Genomic DNA, 20,928 nt, shown 5'->3' with positions numbered 1-20,928 from the left:
AGGGGGAGCGAAGCGGATATCACCTTGCCCACCCGATAGCATTACTTCTCCAGCTTGGCGATCTCTTCGCCAAACTCACGAATGTCTTCAAAGCTGCGATAGACGGAGGCAAAGCGGATATAGGCGACCTTGTCGAGGCTCTTGAGCTCGTCCATCACCAGGTTACCCACCATCTTGGAGGGAACTTCCCGCTCGCCGGTGGCGCGCAGCCGCGACTTGATGTGGTTGACCCCTTTTTCGATGGCCTCCATGCTCACCGGTCGCTTCTCCAGCGCCCGCAGTATGCCGGCACGCAGCTTGTCCTCGTTGAAGGGCTCGCGCGAGCCATTGGACTTGATGACCCGCGGCATCACCAGCTCGGCCATCTCGAAGGTAGTGAAACGCTCATGACAGAGCAGACACTCACGGCGGCGGCGCACCTGATGGCCTTCTGCCACCAACCGGGAATCGATCACCTTGGTATCAACGGCACTACAGAAAGGGCAATGCATCGGACCTCCGGCGTTAACGGAAAAGGCACCTGCCCCGCGGGGTCAGGATCGTGGCCAGCCAGTGTAACACGGCCACCCAAAACCGGTAAAAGCCCAGAAAAAACAATGCCACCCGCAGGTGGCGTTGGGGCTTAAATGACGCCAATTCAGTCGTCATAGGGCAAGGTATCGGGATCGCAATCCACAAAGTCGGGCACCGGATCTTGCCCGAACTGCACCGCATCGATGTGGGTCGCCCCCTGCATCAGCGCCTTGCTCACCCTGTGCATGCCATCCATGACCCGGCCCGCGCTGTCCAGGATGATGGGATAGGCGAGATCCGCGGCCAGCATCAGCTGGCAGTGCTCGACGATGCTGCGCACCGTGGGCTGCACGCTGCCATGCCCGTACCAGTGCACGCTGTCCAGCTCAGCAATCTGCGCAAGCGGCACCGCGCGCACCGGCAGCGCACGGCTGAGCCTCACCAGCCTGCGCACATCCCAGGCCAGCAGCCCCTCGGGCGCGGGGCGAAAGTGGTACTGGGCGCGGATGGACAGGATCGCTTCCTCGTCGGTGATGGTGGTCTCTTTGGGCATGCAGCCTCCTCGCTTGGTTGCACAAGCATGGTGCCCATGGCGGGGCCGGAATGCAAAAAACAATGCCACCCGAGGGTGGCATTGTTATCAAACCAAGATATCTGGCGTATCAGGCATAAACCGGCAGACGCGCGCAGATGGCCAGCACTTTCTCGCGCACTGTGGCCAGCACTTCGTCGTTGTCGTGGTTGTCCAGCACGTCGCAGATCCAGTGGGTCAACTCAATGGACTCGGCTTCCTTGAAACCACGGCGGGTAATGGCCGGGGTACCGATCCGCACACCCGAGGTGACGAAGGGGGAACGCGGATCATTGGGCACCGAGTTCTTGTTGACGGTGATGTTGGCTTTGCCAAGGGCCGCATCGGCCTCTTTGCCAGTCAGCTCACGGCCGATCAGGTCCACCAGCATCAGATGGTTGTCGGTGCCGCCGGAGACGATCTTGTAGCCGCGCTCGATGAAGGTCGCCGCCATGGCTTTGGCGTTTTTGACAACCTGAGCCTGGTAGGTCTTGAACTCGGGCTCCAGCGCTTCCTTGAAGGCCACGGCCTTGCCGGCGATGACGTGCATCAGCGGGCCGCCCTGGCCGCCAGGGAAGACGGCGGAGTTCAGCTTCTTGTAGAGATCTTCGTCATCGGCGGCGGAGAGGATCAGACCACCACGGGGACCGGCCAGGGTCTTGTGGGTGGTGGAGGTGACGATGTGAGCATGGGGCACCGGGTTCGGGTAGACGCCAGCGGCGATCAGACCCGCCACGTGGGCCATGTCGACGAACAGCCAGGCGCCAATCTTGTCGGCGATCTCGCGCATACGCGCCCAGTCAACCACACCGGAGTAGGCGGAGAAGCCACCGATCATCATCTTCGGCTTGTGCTCAACGGCCAGGCGCTCCATCTCGTCATAGTCAATCTTGCCGGACTCATCGATGCCGTAAGGGATGATGTTGTACAGCTTGCCGGAGAAGTTGACCGGGGAGCCATGAGTCAGGTGACCGCCGTGGGCCAGGTTCATGCCCAGTACGGTATCGCCCGGCTGCAGCAGCGCCATATAGACGGCGCTGTTGGCCTGGGAGCCGGAGTGCGGCTGCACGTTGGCGTAAGTGGCACCAAACAGCTCCTTGGCACGTTCGATGGCCAGGGTTTCGACCACGTCGACGTACTCGCAACCACCGTAGTAGCGCTTGGCCGGATAGCCTTCGGCGTACTTGTTGGTCAACTGGGAGCCCTGGGCTTCCATGACCCGGGGGCTGGTGTAGTTCTCAGACGCGATCAGTTCGATATGCTCTTCCTGACGACGGGTTTCGTCTGTGATGGCCTGCCACAGCTGAGGGTCATAGCCTGCGATGGTCATGTCACGTTTCAACATCCGTTTATCTCCTGAAAATCGTTTGCGCGTGGGCGATATGGGGCCCGCGCATTGTAACCGCAGCGACATCAAAGGGACAGTCCGACCACCCAAAAAAATGTTGAATATATGTAAAAAAAACCATAAGTGAGTGTCACCACTCCCCGAATGGGGGCTCGGGCTGAGTGCCAGGCCCTATCCCTGCCAGATGCAACATGGCCTCAGCAGCGGCGGCATCAGGACTCGGCCAGCCAGGGCGACACCAGGAGAGTCAACGGTGGGCGGGATTGCCAGGCTATTGCAGCAAGCCTGAGTCAGGGAGGAGAGCGGGCGTTCGCGCAGCAGGCAGAGCAGCAGAGGGGCGATGGGCAGCGCCACCACATCGCCGAGGCAGGCCAGATCCTGCGCCACCTTGGCCCGGAGCCCCCACAGTCCGGCCGCCACCGCCCGCACCATAGTCTCACCGGCTCCCTGACTCCTCAGCCCATCCCTGGGCCCGTCGCCACAGCGCCAGGGCGGCCAACGCCTGAGGCCACTGGCGTGCCAGCGCCTCGGGATCCCCCTGCCCCGCCTCCAGCTGCTCGCAGAGGGCGGCCAAGGCGTTCAGCCCCAGACTGGCGGCGCTGCCCCTGAGCTTGTGGGCGAGCCGACGACGCGCCTCGCCGGGGGCCGTCACCAGCAGCTCGCTCACCAAGCCCTCTCCCTGCTGCTCGAACAACCTCAGCATGGTCGCGATGCGCTTGCTGCCCAGTTGGCGGAGATCCTCATCCAATATGGCTCCCACGGCGGCCAGCTCGGCAGGATCTGCCTCCCAGGGCCCGGCATGCCGCGAATACCCGACATGAGGAGGCGCCACCTCCTCCTCCCTTGCCTGGCCATCGGCAACAGGCAGGGCGGACTGCAAGGCATGTGGGTTCATCGGTGGGATGAAGATCCCGGCGATGCTGTCTGCCAGCTCAGCCAGCCGTACCGGCTTGCCGACGAACCCGGCAAAGCCGCTCCCCAGGCAGTGCTGTATATCTTCCGGGTACATCTGGGCCGAGATGGCGATGGCGGGCAGGGGTTGACCATGCTCCTCCTCGCTGATGGCGGCGAGATCCTCGCGCAGGCTGATGCCATCCATGTCTGGCAGATTGATGTCGAGCAGGGCCAGATCGAAGGGGCGCGCCGTGATGGCGGCCAGGGCGGTGCGGCCATCCTCGGCCATCACCACCCGATGACCGAGGCGCAGCAGCATCCCCTCGGCCACCAGCCGATTGATCTCGTTATCCTCCACCAGCAGGATGTCCCGCGGCTCGTTGAGGCTGATGCGGGCCTGCTGGCGCGGTCGCAACAAGGCGGTGGGTTGCAGCGCCAGACTGAAGGAGAAGCGGCAACCCTGACCCGGCTCGCTGGCGAGTTGCAGCTCCCCCCCCATGGCGCCGACCAGGCGGCGGCTGATGGCCAACCCCAGCCCGGTCCCGCCCTGATGACCCGCATCCCGACGGCGTTGGCGAAATGCCTCGAATACCCGCTCCTGCTCGCTCGCCGGTATGCCGGGCCCGCTATCGCTCACCGTGAACAGGATGCAGGGCTGGGGGCAGGGCCCATGGCAGCCCAGAGAGGAGAGGCTCAGCCGCACCTCGCCGCTGCGGGTGAACTTGATGCCATTGCCGAGCAGATTGGCCAGTACCTGGCGCAGTTTGCCGCCATCCCCCTCCACGGCGCGTGGCAGCTCGGGGGCCACTGACAGGCTCAATAGCAGCCCCTTGGCCTCGGCTCTTGGGCGAAACAGCGCCAACAGCTCATCGGCAAGCCCATGGAGATCGAAGGGCGCCCGCCTGGCCTCCAGGTGACCCGCCTCTATCTTGGAGTAGTCGAGTATGTCATTGAGGATCTCGAGCAGGGACTCGCCGCTCTGGCTGATGGCGGCCAGATAGCGCTGCTGGCCCGGACTCAGCCCTGTCTCCTCCAGCAGGCTGAGTCCACCGAGTATGCCGTTCATGGGGGTGCGAATTTCGTGGCTCATGGTGGCGAGGAAGATGGATTTTGCGCGGTTGGCCTGCTCCGCCTCGGCCCTGGCCTGAGCCTGCTTGGCCACCTCTTCGTTGAGACGCACATTGGCCAGGCTGAGCTGATCGGTGCGCTCCGCGACCCGGGATTCGAGCGCTTGCTGATAACGGCGCAGCTCGATGGCGTTGTCGCGAAAGACCCCAAGGGCCTGAGCAAGCCGCGCCAGTTCATCCCGCCCGCTGACAGGGACGAGGGGCTGACCCAGATCCCCCTGGGCCAGGGCGCTGAGGCTGCGGGTGGTGCGCTGCAACGGCCAGACAATGCGGCCATAGACGAAGCGCCACATCAGCAGCCCGAGCGACAGCAAGGTCAGGACACCGATCACCCCCAGTGCATGTCTGGTCTGGGTCAGTCGCTCGCTAAGCTGCTGCTGGCTCTGCTCGAGGGAGCTGCGTGCCCCCTTGACCCGTTCTGCCACGTTGCGATTGAGTCGCTCCATCAATACCTGATTGCTGGCCGAGAGCGCGACCAGGGCCTGACCCACCCCCAGCCATTGGCGGCGTGTCTGGGCGAGTCGCTCCCCTTGCGCCAATTGACTCAGTGCCTCCCTCACCTTCTGACTGCGCCCCGGATCGGCCACGGCCCCTGCCCTGAGCCGGATCACCGCCAAGTCCTGTGCATAATCGCTCATCAAGCTGTCGAGGCGCTCACCACGCTCGGCTCGCCACAGCTCCTCGATCCGCTGCTGCTGCATCAGGGTACGGTGGCGCAGCTCCGTCATCTGCTCGAGCCAGTCGAGATCCTGTTCGAGCAGGGTATCGAGCGCCGAGCGAGCGGCTTCCCCCTGCAGACGATAGAGGCCGCCGATGTTGGCCACCGTCACCGTCTGGGCATTCTCCATCTGGCTGCGCGCCAGCTCGGCGACTCGACCAGCGGCCGCCACCAGTTCGGCGCGCAGTGGCTCCCCCTGCCCCTGCAACGCCAACCGCTCACCCACCAGCCGCCCCTGCTGCCCCACATTGCCGAGAATGGCGAGGCCCAGCTGATCGAGAGACTGCCAGTCTGGATCCTGCTCGCGCCCCTCCCCAAGCTGACCCAGCAGGCGCTGGAGCTGCTGGCCCTGCAAGGTCAGCAATCGGCCCTGGTGGGTACGCTCCGCCTCGTTGGCCGCCATGGTGAGCAGACGGGAGGAGGCGAGTATGTCGCTACTCACCTGGGCCAGCTCCCGGGCGCCATCCAGGGTCAACAAGGTGTGTTGCAGACGTCGGTCCAGGGTGCCCAGATGACTGAGGCCAAACCAGCCGACCAGGGAGGCGGTCAGGGTCAGCAGGGCCATCAGGGAGAAGGCGAGCAGCAGCTTGCCGCCAAGACCGGAGAGAGTTCGCACAACAGGGCCTCTTGGTTGTCACAGTGATTGTCGGGATAATATGGCCTCACACTCTAACAAAAGCCGCCGCCATGCGATGCCTGATCCTCAGCCTGCTGCTCACCCAGCCCCCTGCATTCGCCCATGCGGCCTTCGAGATCCAGCGCTGGCCCACGGCCGCGGAGGCGCCGCAGACATCCCCCGTGACCACCTGGACGGGGCCCGAGCGGGCCACGCAACCATGGGTGCTATGCGCCCTCTATCCGCACCTTCGCGATGCCTACTGGCTCTCGGTCAATCAGGGCATGGTGGAAGAGGCCAGGCGGCTCGGTGTCGGCTTGCGGGTCCATGAAGCGGGCGGTTATGGTGCCCAGGTCGAGCAGGCTCGCCAGCTCGATGAGTGTGCCAGAGAGGGGAGCGATGCCATCTTGCTCGGCGCCGTCGACGGCCCGGCGCTGACCAACGCCATTCGCCAGAGCCCCTTGCCGGTGTTCGGGCTGGTCAATGCCCTGCCATCGGATCTGGTCGTCGCCCAGGTGGGGGTGGCCTGGTATCAGATGGGCTGGCGCATCGGCCACTGGTTGGCGGAGCGTCACCCGGCTGGCACGCCGCCGGTGCGAGTGGCCTTGTTGCCGGGCCCCGAGGGGCGAGGCGGCAATCAGGTGGTCGAGCCCGGCTTCACCGCCGCCATTGACGGCAGTGCGGTCGAGCTGGTCGACACCCTGCGCGGCGACAACAGCCGCGAGATCCAGCGCACTCTGGTACAGCAACTGCTGACCCAGCATCCCCATCTGGATTACCTGGTGGGAGGGGCCATGGCCGCCGAGGTGGCGGTGAACGAATTGACGCGGCGCAGCCCGGATGACGCGACAACCAGCCAGTCCCGCCAGCCCGCGGTGCTCGCCATCTATTCCAGCCACGGGGTGGAGCGCGCCCTGCTGCGCGGCAAACTGGCCCTGGCAAACAGCGACCAGATGCGCGAGCAAGGCCGTCTGGCCGTTGCCCAGGCCGTCTGTCTGCTGCAATCCCCCCAGGCCGATGAGCAGCAATGCCCTCGCCATATGGGCCCCCCTATCCTCACCCTGAGCAGTGCCATGATGACAGACAGCCGCACCCTGTCTGATCCCAATTTTCGCCCCGTCTATCGGGTCGAACCCAGCAACCACTCCACCGGGCACTAGCTCAGGCGCAGCGACGCGTCACTCATCTGCAGAGGGCCAAGAGCGAGGGCTGACAGACGACAAGCTGCCGGACAGGCCGTTCATGGGGTCTTTTTAGACACCGATGCTGAACCGGAGCTGTACCAGGATTCGATTGTCACTTCTTTGTCGCGAAACCTGACCCTCGTCATGGTTCCTCGGGCAAGCCCCTCATATGATGGCTGCACGATCTCCATATGAACCTTTTTGTCTGTTCAACCTGTGACACGGTAGGAGAAGCAGATGACCAGCCTCAGACTCAAGCCTGCCTGCCTTGACCTCTATCCCGAGTTTGCTCTGGCCTGCCACCGCGATGCCTGGTGCATCAGTCATGGCAGCGTCGCCGGCTTTGATGAGGCGCAGACGCGGGTCTGGCTCGATACCCTGACACGGGAACAGCCCCAGGGGTTGCTGCACCTCTGGCGTCATCACAGCCCCATCGGTCAGCTTGAGTTGGCGCCCGCCATGGCACGCATGGATGGCAGCCTGGGGGGATACATCTATCTGCTTTATCTGGTGCCGCAATGGCGGGGCCGCGGTCTGGGACGCTGGTTGCTGGAACAGGCGCTGCAACGGATCCGCGCCGCAGGCAGTACCTCGGCCGGGTTGCGTTATGTGCCGACCCATCTCGCCGCCGAGTGCTTCTATCTGCGCCAAGGCTGGCGCAAAGAGGGTCGCGCCGATGAGCGAGGTCAACTGCTCGTCAAAGATCTGACCCCCCTGATGCCCCCCATGCGCTATGCCAGCCCCCTTAGCACAAAGAGGAAATCACCATGAACAACCCCCTGTTTTTACTGATAGTGTTGGTCTTTTTCATCTTCTATTGGGTCTACTATTGTGCCGGGCGCAAACGGGCCAACCGAGCCGGCTGGCAGGCCCTGCCAACCCGGGAGCAGTACCTGATCCTGCACCCCGAGTCCCGGGTCGATGACCAGATAGCCTGCCACCACTGCGGTCACCAACATCTGCAAGCCCAGGGTCTGGTACATCTCGCCGACTTTCGCCATCAATATGCCTGTCCTCACTGCCACCAGGTACTGTTCAGGACCCAGTAGCGCGGCCGGTGCGGGTGTGACCTCGCAAGCATGCGATGTCCATGTGCCGTGACAAACCCCTAGGGCACTGAGAGGCTGGCATCTCCCTCCACGATATGACTCAGGACTGGATATCGGCGGCGAACAGATACCCTTCGCCATGCACGGTGACAGCTGAGAGGCTGGTATCGCTCTCAGCGGCATGACTCAGGAGTGGATATCGGCGGCGAACAGGTATCCCTCGCCATGCACTGTGACAAACAGCTGGGGATCCTGGGGACTTTGTTCCATCTTGCCGCGCAGGCGGCGGATCAGCACGTCTATGGTGCGATCCCCTGGGCCGTCGCCGCGGTGACTGATAAGGGAGAGGATCCGCTCCCGGCTCAGCACCCGGCCAGGGTGAGCCACGAAGGCCACCAGCAGCTCATATTCCGCCTTGGTCAGGCGCACGGCAATGCCATCCTTGCTGAGCTGGCGGCGGGGAATGTCGAAGCGCCAGGGGCCAAAACGCACCGCATCATCGCTCTCCTCGGCCTGAGTCTGGCTGCCCATCAGGGCGATGCGCCACAGCAAGTTTTTGACCCGCACCAGCAGCTCGCGCAACTCGAACGGCTTGGTGACATAGTCATCGGCCCCCATCTCCAGGCCGACGATCCTGTCCACCGCATCACTGCGCCCCGTCACCAAGATGATGCCAACTGTACTCTGGGCCCTGAGCTCACGGGTCAGCAGCAGGCCATCCTCACCGGGCAGGTTGATGTCGAGCATCACCAGGGAGACGCTATCACGCGCCATCAGGGCCCGCATCTCCTTGCCGTCACCCGCCGCGCTCACCCGATAGCCCTCACGCTCGAAATAGCCGACCAGCTTCTCGCGGGTCACGGCATCGTCTTCAACAACCAGGATATGAGGGCGCATCGGTAGATTCCACAGCAGTAACAGGGTCATTATTCTATTCATATTTTGTCATAAATACCCCTATTTCATTCATTTCCCCCGCCAACCCTGTTCACAGCATCTCCCTATCATGAGCCCATCAAAAGAGTCATAAGAGCAAACACTCATGAAAAAACTGTGGCAATGGCTGCGCACTCCCAGTCGACGCTGGTCGGTACTGGCCCTGGTACTGGTCGGCGTCGGCGTGACCCTGGCGGGCTCGGTGGGTCTGCATTACGGCTTCGAGAAGACCAGCAGCCTCGAATTTTGTGTCTCCTGTCACACCATGGAGAGCACCGTCTACCCCGAGTACAAGGAGTCGGTGCACTTCAAGAACGCCTCAGGGGTGCAGGCCATCTGCACCGATTGCCATCAGCCCAAAGACTTCGTCGGCAAGGTGGTACGCAAGATGGAGGCGGCCAACGATCTCTATCAGCAGTTCATCGGCCACAGCATCGATACCCAGGAGAAGTTCGAGGACAGGCGTCTGCACCTGGCCGAGCGGGTCTGGGCACGGATGAGCAGCCAGAACTCCAAGACCTGCAAGTCCTGCCACAGCTACGACAACATGGATCACGCCAAGCAGTCCCCCGCCGCGGCCCTGGCCATGAAAGATGCCGCCGCCAAGAACATGAACTGCATCGAGTGCCACAAGGGCATCGCCCATGAGCTGCCCAACATGGCGGGGGGCTTCAGGGCCAGCTTCGCCAAGTTGCAGGCAGAGGCCATAGCGGCACCGGCCGCCGAGGTGCTCTACAGCCTGGGCGAGAAGGACCTGTTTGCCAGCAAGACGGCGAGCGAGCCGGCCGGGCGCCTGCTGCCCGCCTCCCGTATCGAGGTGCTGGAACGCAGTGGCGATCGGCTCAGGGTCAACATCGAAGGCTGGCGCGAACGTGACGGCAAGGGTCGGGTGCTGAGCGAGTACATGGGCAAGCGAGTCTTCGTCGCCACGGTGCGCGACGAGCTCAAGGCCGGTGAACAGATCCTCGCCGAGCAGACGGATCCGGCCACCCATATCCAGTGGCAGCAGGTGAAGGTGAGTGCCTGGGTCGACGGCCAGGGGCTCGAATCCTCACTCAAACCCATCTGGGACTACGCCGGCGAGATGTACAAATCCACCTGCAACTCCTGCCACGGGGCGCCGGATCCGGCCCACTTCACCGCCAACGGCTGGATCTCCGGGCTCAAGGCGATGTCTGCCTACTACCGCCTCAGCAAAGAGGAAGAGCGCACCCTGCTCAAATATCTGCAAAGCCACGCCGCCGATACCGGTGGCCAGGGCCAGCACTAACCCCATTTGAAAGAGGACAGACACAATGATCACAGTTTCCCGACGTGGTTTTCTGGGGGGCATGCTGGCCGGTGGCGCGGCGGCCCTGGTCGGCCCCTCCTTGCTGGGCCGTGCGGTGCAAGCCGCCGAGGCCCAGGACAAGCTGGTGCTGTCAGGTTCCCACTGGGGTGCGTTTCGCGCCCGGGTGGTCGAGGGGCGCTGGGTCGAGACCCGGCCATTCGAGCATGACAAACACCCGACCGAGATGTTGCAAGGCTTGCGTGAGGTGGTCTACAACCCCTCCCGCGTCCGCTACCCCATGGTGCGCCTCGATTGGCTGCGCAAGGGACACCTCTCCGATACCCAGGAGCGTGGCCAGAATCGCTTCGTGCGCGTCAGCTGGTCCCAGGCCCTGGACTTCTTCTATCACGAGCTGGAACGAGTGCAGAAAAACCATGGCCCGAGCGCCCTCTATGCCGGCCACTCCGGCTGGCAATCGGTGGGCAAGTTCCACTCCGCCGGCGCCATGCTGGGCCGCGCCATGAACCTGCACGGCACCTATCTGAGCAAGGCCGGGGATTACTCCACCGGCGCCGCCCAGGTGATCCTGCCCCACGTGGCGGGCGCCATGGAGGTGTACGAACAGCAGACCTCCTGGCCCCTGGTGCTGGAGCACAGCAAGACCATCGTCATCTGGGGATCCGATCCCATCAAGAACCTGCAGGTGGGTTGGCTGGTGCCGGATCACGGGGTCTATGCCTATTGGGAGCAGCTCAGGGAGAAGGTCGCCAGGGGCGAGATCCGGGTGATCAGCGTCGATCCGGTCAAGTCCAAGACCCAGAAGTTCCTTGGCTGCGAGCAGGTCGCCCTCAACCCCCAGACGGATCTCCCCTTGATGCTGGCCCTGGCGCACACCCTGCACAGCGAGGGTCTGCACGATGCCAAGTTCCTCAAGGAGTACACCACCGGCTACGACAAGTTTCTGCCTTACTTGCTGGGGGAGCAGGACGGTCAAGCCAAGGACGCCGACTGGGCCGCCCCCCTCTGCGGCATCTCCGCCGACACCATCCGCGAGCTGGCCCGCACCCTCGCAGGCGGGCGAACCCAGCTCATCGGTGGCTGGTGCGTGCAGCGCATGCACCATGGCGAACAGTACGCCTGGATGCTGGTGGTACTGGCCGCCATGCTGGGCCAGATTGGCCTGCCCGGGGGGGGATTTGGCTTTGGCTGGCACTACAACGGTGCCGGTACCATCACCTCGACCGGCCCCATCATGTCCGGCTTCAGCTCCGTCATCCCCGGCGCCAAGCCGATCCATGACGGCGACTTCAAGGGGTACTCCAAGTACATCCCGGTGGCGCGCTTCGTGGACTGCATCCTCAATCCGGGGCAGACCATCGACTTCAACGGCCAGACCATCACCTACCCGGAAATGAAGATGGCGGTGTTCTGCGGCAACAACCCCTTCCATCACCAGCAGGATCGCAACAAGATGATCGCGGCCTGGCGCAAGCTGGAGACCGTGGTCAACATCGATCACCAGTGGACCGCCAGCTGCCGCTTCGCCGACATAGTGTTGCCCGCCACCACCACCTACGAGCGCGATGACATCGAGCAGTGGGGTTCCCATGCCAATGCCGGCATCCTGGCGATGCACAAGATTGTGGAGCCCCTGTTCGAAGCCCGCGACGACTACGATATCTTCGCCGATCTCTGCCGCCGCTTCGGGCGCGAGGCCGAGTTCACCGGCGGCAAGAGCAAGCTGGAGTGGATCCAGAGCATCTATGACGACGCCCGCCTGCAGGGTCGCGGCATCGGTATTCGTTTGCCTCGCTTCAGCCAGTTCTGGCACGGAGAGGGCTTCGTCAGTCTGCCTGCGGGTGAGCCCTGGGTGCGCCACGCGGCGTTCCGTCAGGAGCCAGATCTGGAGCCGCTCGGCACGCCATCCGGCCTCATCGAGATCTATTCCAAGACCATCGCCGACTTCGGTTACGCCGATTGCCCCGGCCATCCGGTCTGGATTGAACCCTATGAGCGCTCCCACGGTGGTTCTGGCAGCCAGCGCTATCCGCTGCATCTGCAATCTTGCCACCCGGACAAGCGGCTGCACAGCCAGCTCTGCTCCTCGGACCACTTCCGCGCCAGCTACGCGGTGCAGGGGCGGGAGCCACTCTACATGAGCCCGCAAGATGCCAAGGCACGCGGTCTCAAGGATGGCGATCTGGTGCGCGCCTTCAACGCCCGTGGTCAGGTGCTGGCGGGACTGGTGGTGAGCGAGGACTACGCCCCCGGGGTGGTGCGCATCCACGAAGGTGCCTGGTATGGCCCCCAGGAGGGGGGCAAGGTGGGCACCCTGTGCACCTATGGCGACCCGAACGTGTTGACTGCCGATATCGGCGCTTCTCGCCTCTCCCAGGCCACCACGGCGCACACCGCCCTGGTGGACGTCGAGAAGTTCGAAGGCACCATCCCGGCCATCACCGCCTTTGGCGCGCCCGACACGGCAGCGGGCATAGACCCCATGTTCCCGGCTCGGGCGGCGAGCCAACGAGGCTAGCCCGGACAAAAGGGAAACCACGGTTTCCTTTATTATCAAAGTCGTTAGAATCGGGGGCCATCATGGCTCCCGATTGTCATCAACGGAGGAAAAATGCAGGAATTTCTGGCCACAAGCGAACGCAGGGCCGAACTCTACTGGTGGTTTGCCACCCTGTTTGCCGCCGAACTGTCTGATGAGCAGATCGCCGAATACGATAGCTACGACGTGCGCAGCTTCTTGAAGAGTCTCTCGACCCTGGATCCCATGCGTGACGCCGTGGCCGAGCTCAACGACGCCATCGCCCGTCTGCTGGTGCGCCCCGATCGCCAGCTGGAGCTGGCCGCCGATTTCGCCGGTCTGTTCCTCAGTGACCCCAAGCAAGGGGTGCCGCCTTATGAATCCCTCTATCGCGGCGAAGGGGGCTTGTTGATGCAGGCGCCCATGACCCTGATGCAGGCGCGCCTCACCCGGCTTGGCATCAGCGTCAGCGACAAGTACAAGGAGCCGGAAGATCACCTGGCCATCGAGCTGGATCTGATGGGCAACCTCATCATTCGCGCCGCCGAAGCCACCAACGCCGATGAGCGCAGCCGCTGGCTCGCCGAACAGGCTGCACTGCTGCATGACCACCTGCTCGGCTGGTTCGAACGCTTCGAACAGGGGTGCCGCGCCAAAGATGCCTTCGGCTTCTATGGCGCCTGCGCCCGCCTGCTCGGGGTCTTCCTGGTGATGGATGCCAATTACCTCAGCCTGGTTCAGGGCCAGGAGTCCTGAGTCATGAAGACGGCCCTGTTGCTCATCGCCTGCTGGCTACTCGCCCTGATCCCGAGCGAGCAGGGCCTGACTCCCCTTATCAGGTTGCTGTTTGACAGCAACCGTGACCTCTATGGCAGCGCCCAGCTCACCGGGTTTGGCGGTGTGCTGCTGACGCTCTATCTCGCCAATCTGGGGGTAGAAGTGGTGCTGCGCCGCCGCTTTCAGCTCGCAGGCATGCTGACCCTGCTGGTCGCCTGGGTGGCCTTCATCAACTGCTATGCGGGGGAACCCAACTGGTGGCAGCTGTGGGCACTGGCGCTGCCCTTCCACATCCTCAGCTTGCTGGTGCTGGTGCGCGGTCTTCAGGCCTTCGGCCGTCAGAAGGGCTAACCCGCACCGGCCTGCCTTGCCCCGCGCCAACCAAGGTCCCCTGAGAATGGCCACTTCGGCACTCTCTTCAGCACTCTCTTTGGCACTCTCTTTGGCACTCTCTTCGCCAGCCCCCCAGCATACCGACACGCCCCCGCCGCCAGCCCTCACCCAAACCTTGAACCGGCAAAATACGCCGTTTGAAACACTAAGTGGGCGCTAGCGCACGGCTATCCAAAAGTCTAATTGCCCTCCCCCGGCAAAGGTATAAGTTGTTATGTAATCATTAAGAAGATGTATTCAAAGGAGTGAACAATGAGCGAGCACAAGGTCTACCCGGTCAAATCCCACATCAGCCAGGACGCCCTGCTGGACAAGGCCGGCTATGAGGCCATGTATCGGGCCTCGGTACAGGATCCCGATGCCTTCTGGGGAGAGCAAGGCAAGATCATCGACTGGATGAAGCCCTATACCAAGGTCAAGAACAGCTCCTACGATCCCGGCCACGTCTCCATCAAATGGTTCGAAGATGGCCAGCTCAACGTCTCCGCCAACTGCCTCGACCGTCATCTCCACGAGCGTGGCGACAAGGTCGCCATCATCTGGGAAGGGGACAACCCGGCCGAAGATCGCAAGCTGACCTACCGCGAGCTGCACGGTGAAGTGTGCAAGTTTGCCAACGTGCTCAAAGCCCAAGGGGTCAAACGCGGCGATGTGGTCTGTCTCTACATGCCCATGGTGCCGGAAGCCGCCGTGGCCATGCTGGCCTGTACCCGCATCGGCGCCGTTCACTCCATCGTCTTCGGCGGCTTCTCCCCCGAAGCCCTGGCCGGCCGCATCATCGACTCCGGCTCCTCCATCGTCATCACCGCCGATGAGGGGCTGCGCGGCGGCCGTGCCGTGCCCCTCAAGAAGAACGTCGACGACGCCCTCGCCAACCCCGAAACCCGCATCGAGAAAGTGATAGTGCTCAAGCGCACCGGCGGTCAGGTTGCCTGGCACGGCGCACGGGATCTCTGGTGGCACGAGGCCATGGCCACGGCAAGCAGCGACTGCCCGCCCGAGGCGATGAACGCCGAGGACCCGCTGTTCGTGCTCTACACCTCGGGCTCCACCGGCAAACCCAAGGGGGTGCTGCACACCACCGGCGGCTATCTGGTCTATGCGGCGCTCACCTTCAAGTACGTGTTCGACTACCACGAAGAGGACATCTACTGGTGTACCGCCGACGTGGGCTGGGTGACAGGCCACTCCTATCTGGTCTATGGGCCGCTCGCCAACGGTGCCACCACCCTCATGTTCGAAGGGGTGCCCAACTACCCGGCCACCAACCGCATGAGCCAGGTAGTGGACAAGCACCAGGTCAGCATCCTCTATACGGCACCGACCGCCATCCGTGCCCTGATGGCCAAAGGTAAAGATGCCATCGAAGGCACCTCTCGTGCCAGTCTGCGCATCATGGGGTCCGTGGGCGAGCCCATCAACCCGGAAGCCTGGGAGTGGTACTACCGCACCATAGGCGATGAGCGCTGCCCCATCGTCGACACCTGGTGGCAGACCGAGACCGGCGGCATCCTGATCAGCCCCCTGCCCGGCGTCACCGACCTCAAACCCGGCTCGGCCACCCGTCCCTTCTTCGGGGTACAACCGGCACTGGTAGACAACCTGGGCGAGCCACTGGAGGGCGCCACCGAGGGCAACCTGGTGATCACCGACTCCTGGCCGGGTCAGATGCGTACCGTGTTCGGCGACCATGAGCGTTTCGAGCAGACCTATTTCTCCACCTTCCCCGGTCGCTACTTCACCGGCGACGGCGCTCGTCGCGACGAGGATGGCTACTACTGGATCACCGGTCGGGTCGATGATGTACTCAACGTCTCCGGCCACCGCATGGGTACCGCCGAGATAGAGTCGGCCCTGGTCGCCCATCCCAAGATTGCCGAAGCGGCCGTGGTGGGGGTGCCTCACGAGATCAAGGGTCAGGGCATCTACGCCTATGTCACCCTGATCGCCGGGGAAGAGCCGAGCCGCGAGCTGCTTAAGGAAGTGAAGGAGTGGGTGCGCAAGGAGATAGGCGCCATCGCCACGCCGGACGTGATCCACTGGGCCGAGGGGCTGCCCAAGACCCGTTCCGGCAAGATCATGCGTCGGATCTTGCGCAAGATAGCCACCGGCGAGACCGACAGCCTGGGAGATATCTCCACCCTGGCGGATCCGGGGGTCGTGGACAAACTTATCCGCGAGAAGTCAGAGGCGGCATGATCCCCTTCGCTTGCTGATCGACAAAGCCGGCCTTGTGCCGGCTTTATCGTGTCTGGAAAGCCTGAAGAGGCGGGCACTGCGGCAGAGCGGCTCCGCGCATCAATATGCTCAATAAACAGCCAGATGTAGAGATTAGACCAGTAAAATGCTGCTAATTTTCACGAAATCAATATAATTGCGAAAACTGTGTGTCAGTGCACACCGAATTGCGCAAAAAATGGCTAGATTTCTGGTCATCCGCAAGATAGCTGATAGTTAACAGCATTATCATCGAGGATGTACTCATTATGTCGCAACATCACCGCATTCTTCTGCTCAACGGTCCTAACTTGAACCTGCTGGGCAAACGGGAACCCGGTATCTACGGCAGCCAGACCCTCGACGAGATCGTCGCCGATCTGCAGCGCCAGGCCAGCCAACTCGGTGTCACACTGGACCACCTGCAATCCAACGCCGAACATCTGCTGCTGGAGCGCATCCACCAGGCCATGGGCCAGGTGGATTTTATCATCATCAATCCTGCCGCCTTCACCCATACCAGTGTCGCGCTGCGAGATGCCCTGCTGGGGGTTGCTATCCCCTTTATCGAGGTGCACCTCTCCAACGTCCATGCCAGAGAGCCGTTCCGCCATCACTCTTATCTGTCTGATGTCGCGAAAGGGGTCATCTGTGGACTCGGGCCGGATGGTTATACCTTTGCTTTAACCGCGGCTGTGCGTCACTTGGCACGGCTTGATAATCACTGATCAGACAAAGAAGAAAGAGAATGCTAATGGATATCCGCAAAATCAAAAAGCTGATTGAACTGGTTGAAGAGTCCGGCATCGCCGAGCTGGAAATCTCCGAAGGGGAAGAGTCTGTTCGCATCAGCCGTAATTTCTCCGGCCAGGTCAACGTCGCACCACAGATGATGATGCAGCCTGCCATGGCACCTGCCGCTGCCGCAGTCGCCGCCCCTGCTGCTGCCACCGCCGAGGCTGCCGCCCCGAGTGGTCACCTGATGCGCTCCCCCATGGTTGGCTCCTTCTATCGCTCCTCCAGCCCGGAAGCCAAACCCTTCGTGGAAGTCGGTCAGCAAGTCAATGTCGGTGACACTCTGTGCATCGTCGAAGCCATGAAAATGATGAACCAGATTGAATCTGACAAGGCTGGCGTGATCAAGGCCGTTCTGGTCGAGAATGGCCAGGCCGTCGAATTCGACGAGCCGCTGTTCATCATCGAATAAGGGGATATTCACCCATGTTGGACAAAGTAGTCATCGCCAACCGCGGTGAAATTGCCCTGCGGATCCTGCGCGCCTGCAAAGAGCTCGGGATCAAGACAGTGGCCGTTCACTCCACCGCCGATCGGGAGCTCAAACATGTGCTGCTGGCCGACGAATCCATCTGCATCGGCAAGCCTGCCAGCGGGGAATCCTACCTCAATGTGCCGGCCATCATCGCCGCCGCCGAGGTGACGGGGGCCGTCGCCATCCACCCCGGCTACGGTTTCCTCTCCGAAAACGCCGACTTCGCCGAAGTGGTCGAGCAGTCCGGCTTCATCTTCATCGGCCCGCGCGCCGAAACCATTCGCCTGATGGGTGACAAGGTTTCCGCCATCGAAGCCATGAAGAAGGCCGGTGTGCCCTGCGTCCCCGGCTCCGACGGCCCGGTCGACAGCGATACCAAGCACAACGCCAGTGTCGCCAAGCGCATCGGCTATCCGGTGATCATCAAGGCCGCCGGTGGCGGTGGTGGTCGCGGCATGCGCGTGGTGCGCAGTGAAGCCGAGCTGGCTGCCGCCATCGCCCTGACCAAATCCGAAGCAGGCCAGTTCTTCAAGAACGACATGGTCTACATGGAGAAGTACCTGGAAAACCCACGCCATATCGAAATTCAGATATTGGCTGACGGTCAGGGCAGCGCCATCTATCTGGGCGAGCGTGACTGCTCCATGCAGCGTCGCCACCAGAAAGTGGTCGAAGAGGCACCGGCACCGGGCATCACCGAAGAGATGCGCAAGTTCATCGGTGAGCGCTGCGTGCGCGCCTGCCTCGAAATCGGCTACCGCGGTGCCGGTACCTTCGAGTTCCTGTACGAGAACGGCGAGTTCTACTTCATCGAGATGAACACCCGTATCCAGGTTGAGCATCCGGTCACCGAGATGGTCACCGGCGTGGATCTGATCAAGGAGCAGCTGCGCATCGCCGCCGGCCAGCCCCTGTCTATCACCCAGCAGGACATCCGCATCCGTGGCCATGCCATCGAATGCCGGATCAATGCCGAAGATCCGGCCACCTTCATGCCGTCTCCTGGCCTCATCCAGCGCTTCCATGCGCCGGGTGGCATGGGCGTGCGTTGGGACTCCCACATCTACGCTGGCTACAAGGTTCCGCCTTACTACGACTCCATGATTGGCAAGCTGATCTGTTACGGTGAGAACCGCGACATCGCCATCGCGCGTATGCGTCACTCTCTGGACGAACTGGTCGTCGAAGGGATCAAGACCAACGTGGCGCTGCAAAAAGAGATCATGAAGGACGAAAACTTCCAGCACGGTGGCACCAACATCCACTACCTGCACAAGAAGTTGGGTCTGTAAGGACCGCTCAATGCAGACAGTGCCGCTGGGCAAGATGGCGTGTAACAACCATCATCTGCACCAGACGTTGAGTCTGTAAGAGACCCGAATAAAAGGGCCATGGCGACATGGCCCTTTTTTGTTATCCTTGCGCCCTTCACTCTCTGGAGGCTGCATTCAACATGTCTCGTTTCAACCTCGCCCGCCGGGAAGCCACCCTCTGCCTGCTGCTGACCCTGCTCTATTTCGTCGCCTGGTATGGCTGTGCCTATTTCATTCCCGAGACGCTTCAGTATTGGGGTATGCCCCTCTGGTTCCTGCTCAGTTGCATACTGATGCCCCTATTGTTCATGGTGCTCTGCGCTGTCATGGTGAACTGGCTGTTTATCGAGATCCCCCTCGATCCCGAGTTGCCAAGCCCTCAGGAGCCCCGTCATGAAGTTTGAGCAACTACCGATGCCTGCACCGCAGCTGTTGATGGGAATAGAGGCCTTCATGGTGAACCTGCCGTTTATCGAGATCCCCCTCGACTCAGCATTGCCAAGCCAGCAGGAGCCCCGTCATGAAGCTTGATCAACTACCGATGCCTGCACCGCAGCTGTTGATGGGAATAGAGGCCTTCATGGTGAACCTGCCGTTTATCGAGATCCCCCTCAGCCCCGAGTTACCCAGCCCGCAGGAGCCCCGTCATGAATATTGAACTGTTGCTGCCGCTGCTCATCTATCTGCTGCTGGTGCTTGGTATCGGCTACTGGGCCAGCCGCCGTCGCCAAGGTGGAGACTTCATGCAGGAGTACTTCATCGGCAATCGCAGCATGGGTGGCCTGGTGCTGGCCATGACCCTGGTGGCGACCTACACCTCGGCCTCCTCCTTCATCGGCGGCCCTGGCGCCGCTTACAAGATTGGGTTGGGATGGGTGCTGCTGGCGATGATCCAGCTGCCCACCGTCTGGCTCACCCTGGGGGTGCTTGGCAAGAAATTCGCCATCATCGCCCGCCGGGTCAATGCGGTGACCATCAACGACATGCTGTGGGCCCGCTATCAGAGCAAGGCGGTGGTGGTGCTGGGTTCGGTGACCATCATTCTCGCCTTCATCGCCACCATGGTGGTGCAGTTCATCGGCGGGGCTCGTCTGCTGGAGACCGCCACCGGTCTCAGCTACCAGCAGGGGCTCTTCCTGTTTGCCAGCTGCGTGCTGCTCTACACGGTGATCGGCGGTTTTCGCGCCGTGGTGATGACGGATGCCCTGCAGGGGATCATCATGCTGATAGGCACCGGGGCCCTGCTGGCCGGGGTGTTGATAGCCGGTGACGGTCTGCCCAACCTCATCCATCAACTCGAGGTGATCGATCCCAAACTGGTCAGCCCCCAGGGGGCCGGGGACATGCTGACCCAGCCCTTCATGCTGAGTTTCTGGATCCTGGTCTGCGTCGGCGTCATCGGCCTGCCCCATTCGGCGCTGCGCTGCTTCGGCTACAAAGACAGCAAGGCGCTCCATCGCGGCATCCTCATCGGCACCATCGTCAGTGCCCTGCTGATGTTCGGCATGCACCTGGCTGGCGCTCTGGGCCGCGCCATCCTGCCCGCCATGGACAGTCCTGACAAGATCATGCCAGCCCTGATGATGGAGGTGCTGCCTCCCTGGCTGGCGGGTATCTTCCTGGCCGCCCCCATGGCCGCCATCATGTCGACCATCGACTCCCAGCTGATCCAGACCTCGGCGACCCTGGTCAAGGATCTCTGGCTCAACTATCTGAGCCCCAAACAGTCCCAACAGAAGCTGGAGGTGCGGATTCCCCGCCTGTCGCTGATCACCACCCTGATCCTGGGCACCCTGGTGCTGCTGGCCGCGCTGCAGCCCCCCGAGATGATCATCTGGCTCAACCTGCTCGCCTTCGGCGGCCTGCAGGCCGTCTTCCTCTGGCCCCTGGTGCTCGGCCTCTATTGGCCCCGAGCCAACGGCCAGGGGGCACTGGCCTGCATGGTCAGCGGCATTCTCTGCTATGGCGTATTGAGCCATTGGGGCATCAAGCTGGCGGGACTGCACGCCATAGTGCCCAGCCTGGGGCTGGGTCTGTTCGTCTTCGTACTGGTAAGCCTGCTGACCCCACCACCAGGGGTGGTAGTACGCCAACTGTTTGATCGGGGTTAACTTATTGGTGATTAATCCCTCGAAGGCTATCCCTTAAGGGGAGTAAAGGGTAAAGTGTGCGCTATGTCACACTTCACCCCTCTTC

21 protein-coding genes are annotated in these 20,928 nt (G+C 62.4%); 15 read left to right on the top strand and 6 right to left on the bottom strand.

The annotated features are described in order from the left end of the window. Positions 1 to 41: 41 nt before the first annotated feature. The 5 genes from nrdR to torS form a co-directional block, all read right to left on the bottom strand. Entirely contained in the window at positions 42 to 491 is a 450-nt protein-coding gene (gene nrdR, locus KYK33_RS05475) for a transcriptional regulator NrdR (protein WP_042041300.1), read from the bottom strand. Positions 492 to 637: 146 nt separating this feature from the next. Then, positions 638 to 1,066, bottom strand: a complete 429-nt coding sequence (locus KYK33_RS05470; RefSeq protein WP_224432301.1) for a hypothetical protein — start codon at positions 1,064 to 1,066, stop codon at positions 638 to 640. 109 nt (positions 1,067 to 1,175) lie between these two features. After that, the gene (gene glyA, locus KYK33_RS05465) at positions 1,176 to 2,429 is read right to left on the bottom strand and encodes a serine hydroxymethyltransferase (RefSeq protein WP_224432300.1); all 1,254 of its coding nucleotides are present in this window, start codon (positions 2,427 to 2,429) and stop codon (positions 1,176 to 1,178) included. A 174-nt stretch (positions 2,430 to 2,603) separates the two neighbouring features. Next, the gene (locus KYK33_RS05460) at positions 2,604 to 2,852 is read right to left on the bottom strand and encodes a hypothetical protein (protein WP_224432299.1); all 249 of its coding nucleotides are present in this window, start codon (positions 2,850 to 2,852) and stop codon (positions 2,604 to 2,606) included. A gap of 16 nt (positions 2,853 to 2,868) precedes the next feature. Beyond that, complete coding sequence (torS, locus tag KYK33_RS05455) at positions 2,869 to 5,787, bottom strand: TMAO reductase system sensor histidine kinase/response regulator TorS (protein WP_224432298.1); 2,919 nt, start codon at positions 5,785 to 5,787, stop codon at positions 2,869 to 2,871. Positions 5,788 to 5,858: 71 nt separating this feature from the next. On the opposite strand from torS, the gene torT reads away from it, so the two are divergent. From torT to KYK33_RS05440, 3 genes are all read left to right on the top strand, one after another. Beyond that, positions 5,859 to 6,947 (top strand): TMAO reductase system periplasmic protein TorT, encoded by a 1,089-nt coding sequence (torT, locus tag KYK33_RS05450; RefSeq protein WP_224432297.1) that lies wholly within the window; start codon positions 5,859 to 5,861, stop codon positions 6,945 to 6,947. Positions 6,948 to 7,208: 261 nt separating this feature from the next. Beyond that, positions 7,209 to 7,742 (top strand): GNAT family N-acetyltransferase, encoded by a 534-nt coding sequence (locus KYK33_RS05445; protein ID WP_224432296.1) that lies wholly within the window; start codon positions 7,209 to 7,211, stop codon positions 7,740 to 7,742. Next, positions 7,739 to 8,020: a phage terminase large subunit family protein gene (locus tag KYK33_RS05440; protein ID WP_224432295.1), complete on the top strand. Its 282-nt coding sequence runs from the start codon at positions 7,739 to 7,741 to the stop codon at positions 8,018 to 8,020. Before KYK33_RS05445 ends, KYK33_RS05440 begins: the two co-directional genes overlap by 4 nt. 186 nt (positions 8,021 to 8,206) lie before the next feature. Here KYK33_RS05440 and torR read toward each other — a convergent pair whose 3' ends face one another. Next, on the bottom strand, positions 8,207 to 8,917 hold the full coding sequence (gene torR / locus KYK33_RS05435) for a two-component system response regulator TorR (RefSeq protein ID WP_224432952.1): 711 nt from the start codon (positions 8,915 to 8,917) through the stop codon (positions 8,207 to 8,209). A 145-nt stretch (positions 8,918 to 9,062) separates the two neighbouring features. On the opposite strand from torR, the gene torC reads away from it, so the two are divergent. The 12 genes from torC (at position 9,063) to panF (ending at position 20,843) form a co-directional block, all read left to right on the top strand. Then, positions 9,063 to 10,226, top strand: a complete 1,164-nt coding sequence (gene torC / locus KYK33_RS05430) for a pentaheme c-type cytochrome TorC (RefSeq protein WP_224432294.1) — start codon at positions 9,063 to 9,065, stop codon at positions 10,224 to 10,226. A 25-nt stretch (positions 10,227 to 10,251) separates the two neighbouring features. Beyond that, positions 10,252 to 12,762: a trimethylamine-N-oxide reductase TorA gene (gene torA / locus KYK33_RS05425; RefSeq protein ID WP_224432293.1), complete on the top strand. Its 2,511-nt coding sequence runs from the start codon at positions 10,252 to 10,254 to the stop codon at positions 12,760 to 12,762. A 93-nt stretch (positions 12,763 to 12,855) separates the two neighbouring features. Beyond that, the gene (gene torD, locus KYK33_RS05420) at positions 12,856 to 13,518 is read left to right on the top strand and encodes a molecular chaperone TorD (RefSeq protein ID WP_042041297.1); all 663 of its coding nucleotides are present in this window, start codon (positions 12,856 to 12,858) and stop codon (positions 13,516 to 13,518) included. 3 nt (positions 13,519 to 13,521) lie between these two features. Continuing rightward, positions 13,522 to 13,890 carry a hypothetical protein gene (locus tag KYK33_RS05415; protein WP_224432292.1) on the top strand — a complete coding sequence of 123 codons (369 nt, stop codon included), beginning with the start codon at positions 13,522 to 13,524 and terminating at the stop codon, positions 13,888 to 13,890. A 294-nt stretch (positions 13,891 to 14,184) separates the two neighbouring features. Next, positions 14,185 to 16,131 carry an acetate--CoA ligase gene (acs, locus tag KYK33_RS05410; RefSeq protein ID WP_224432291.1) on the top strand — a complete coding sequence of 649 codons (1,947 nt, stop codon included), beginning with the start codon at positions 14,185 to 14,187 and terminating at the stop codon, positions 16,129 to 16,131. Positions 16,132 to 16,418: 287 nt separating this feature from the next. Next, entirely contained in the window at positions 16,419 to 16,877 is a 459-nt protein-coding gene (gene aroQ, locus KYK33_RS05405; RefSeq protein ID WP_005900347.1) for a type II 3-dehydroquinate dehydratase, read from the top strand. A gap of 26 nt (positions 16,878 to 16,903) precedes the next feature. Continuing rightward, positions 16,904 to 17,356 carry an acetyl-CoA carboxylase biotin carboxyl carrier protein gene (gene accB / locus KYK33_RS05400; protein ID WP_224432290.1) on the top strand — a complete coding sequence of 151 codons (453 nt, stop codon included), beginning with the start codon at positions 16,904 to 16,906 and terminating at the stop codon, positions 17,354 to 17,356. A 14-nt stretch (positions 17,357 to 17,370) separates the two neighbouring features. After that, positions 17,371 to 18,711, top strand: coding sequence for an acetyl-CoA carboxylase biotin carboxylase subunit (gene accC, locus KYK33_RS05395; RefSeq protein WP_005900342.1), 1,341 nt, complete (start codon positions 17,371 to 17,373; stop codon positions 18,709 to 18,711). A 161-nt stretch (positions 18,712 to 18,872) separates the two neighbouring features. Beyond that, positions 18,873 to 19,136, top strand: coding sequence for a YhdT family protein (locus KYK33_RS05390; RefSeq protein WP_224432289.1), 264 nt, complete (start codon positions 18,873 to 18,875; stop codon positions 19,134 to 19,136). Then, a complete protein-coding gene (locus tag KYK33_RS05385) occupies positions 19,126 to 19,263 on the top strand; it encodes a hypothetical protein (RefSeq protein WP_224432288.1) in 138 nt (45 codons plus the stop codon). The genes KYK33_RS05390 and KYK33_RS05385 overlap by 11 nt, the downstream gene beginning before the upstream one ends. Continuing rightward, a complete protein-coding gene (locus KYK33_RS05380) occupies positions 19,253 to 19,390 on the top strand; it encodes a hypothetical protein (RefSeq protein ID WP_224432287.1) in 138 nt (45 codons plus the stop codon). The genes KYK33_RS05385 and KYK33_RS05380 overlap by 11 nt, the downstream gene beginning before the upstream one ends. Beyond that, entirely contained in the window at positions 19,380 to 20,843 is a 1,464-nt protein-coding gene (gene panF, locus KYK33_RS05375; RefSeq protein WP_224432286.1) for a sodium/pantothenate symporter, read from the top strand. Before KYK33_RS05380 ends, panF begins: the two co-directional genes overlap by 11 nt. Positions 20,844 to 20,928 lie beyond the last annotated feature (85 nt).

This window comes from Aeromonas rivuli, from assembly GCF_020149575.1.
Taxonomy (GTDB): domain Bacteria; phylum Pseudomonadota; class Gammaproteobacteria; order Enterobacterales; family Aeromonadaceae; genus Aeromonas; species Aeromonas rivuli.
This window is presented reverse-complemented; position numbering and strand designations above follow the sequence as displayed.

Bases quoted from the DNA above. Each gene is read 5' to 3' on its own strand.
- torA (WP_224432293.1), top strand. From the start codon at position 10,252: ATGATCACAGTTTCCCGACGTGGTTTTCTGGGGGGCATGCTGGCCGGT.
- torT (WP_224432297.1), top strand. From the start codon at position 5,859: ATGCGATGCCTGATCCTCAGCCTGCTGCTCACCCAGCCCCCTGCATTC.
- KYK33_RS05415 (WP_224432292.1), top strand. From the start codon at position 13,522: ATGAAGACGGCCCTGTTGCTCATCGCCTGCTGGCTACTCGCCCTGATC.
- KYK33_RS05470 (WP_224432301.1), bottom strand. From the start codon at position 1,066: ATGCCCAAAGAGACCACCATCACCGACGAGGAAGCGATCCTGTCCATC.
- nrdR (WP_042041300.1), bottom strand. From the start codon at position 491: ATGCATTGCCCTTTCTGTAGTGCCGTTGATACCAAGGTGATCGATTCC.
- aroQ (WP_005900347.1), top strand. From the start codon at position 16,419: ATGTCGCAACATCACCGCATTCTTCTGCTCAACGGTCCTAACTTGAAC.
- accC (WP_005900342.1), top strand. From the start codon at position 17,371: ATGTTGGACAAAGTAGTCATCGCCAACCGCGGTGAAATTGCCCTGCGG.
- panF (WP_224432286.1), top strand. From the start codon at position 19,380: ATGAATATTGAACTGTTGCTGCCGCTGCTCATCTATCTGCTGCTGGTG.
- KYK33_RS05380 (WP_224432287.1), top strand. From the start codon at position 19,253: ATGAAGCTTGATCAACTACCGATGCCTGCACCGCAGCTGTTGATGGGA.
- torC (WP_224432294.1), top strand. From the start codon at position 9,063: ATGAAAAAACTGTGGCAATGGCTGCGCACTCCCAGTCGACGCTGGTCG.
- KYK33_RS05445 (WP_224432296.1), top strand. From the start codon at position 7,209: ATGACCAGCCTCAGACTCAAGCCTGCCTGCCTTGACCTCTATCCCGAG.
- torD (WP_042041297.1), top strand. From the start codon at position 12,856: ATGCAGGAATTTCTGGCCACAAGCGAACGCAGGGCCGAACTCTACTGG.
- acs (WP_224432291.1), top strand. From the start codon at position 14,185: ATGAGCGAGCACAAGGTCTACCCGGTCAAATCCCACATCAGCCAGGAC.
- KYK33_RS05390 (WP_224432289.1), top strand. From the start codon at position 18,873: ATGTCTCGTTTCAACCTCGCCCGCCGGGAAGCCACCCTCTGCCTGCTG.
- KYK33_RS05440 (WP_224432295.1), top strand. From the start codon at position 7,739: ATGAACAACCCCCTGTTTTTACTGATAGTGTTGGTCTTTTTCATCTTC.
- torR (WP_224432952.1), bottom strand. From the start codon at position 8,917: ATGCGCCCTCATATCCTGGTTGTTGAAGACGATGCCGTGACCCGCGAG.
- glyA (WP_224432300.1), bottom strand. From the start codon at position 2,429: ATGTTGAAACGTGACATGACCATCGCAGGCTATGACCCTCAGCTGTGG.
- accB (WP_224432290.1), top strand. From the start codon at position 16,904: ATGGATATCCGCAAAATCAAAAAGCTGATTGAACTGGTTGAAGAGTCC.
- KYK33_RS05385 (WP_224432288.1), top strand. From the start codon at position 19,126: ATGAAGTTTGAGCAACTACCGATGCCTGCACCGCAGCTGTTGATGGGA.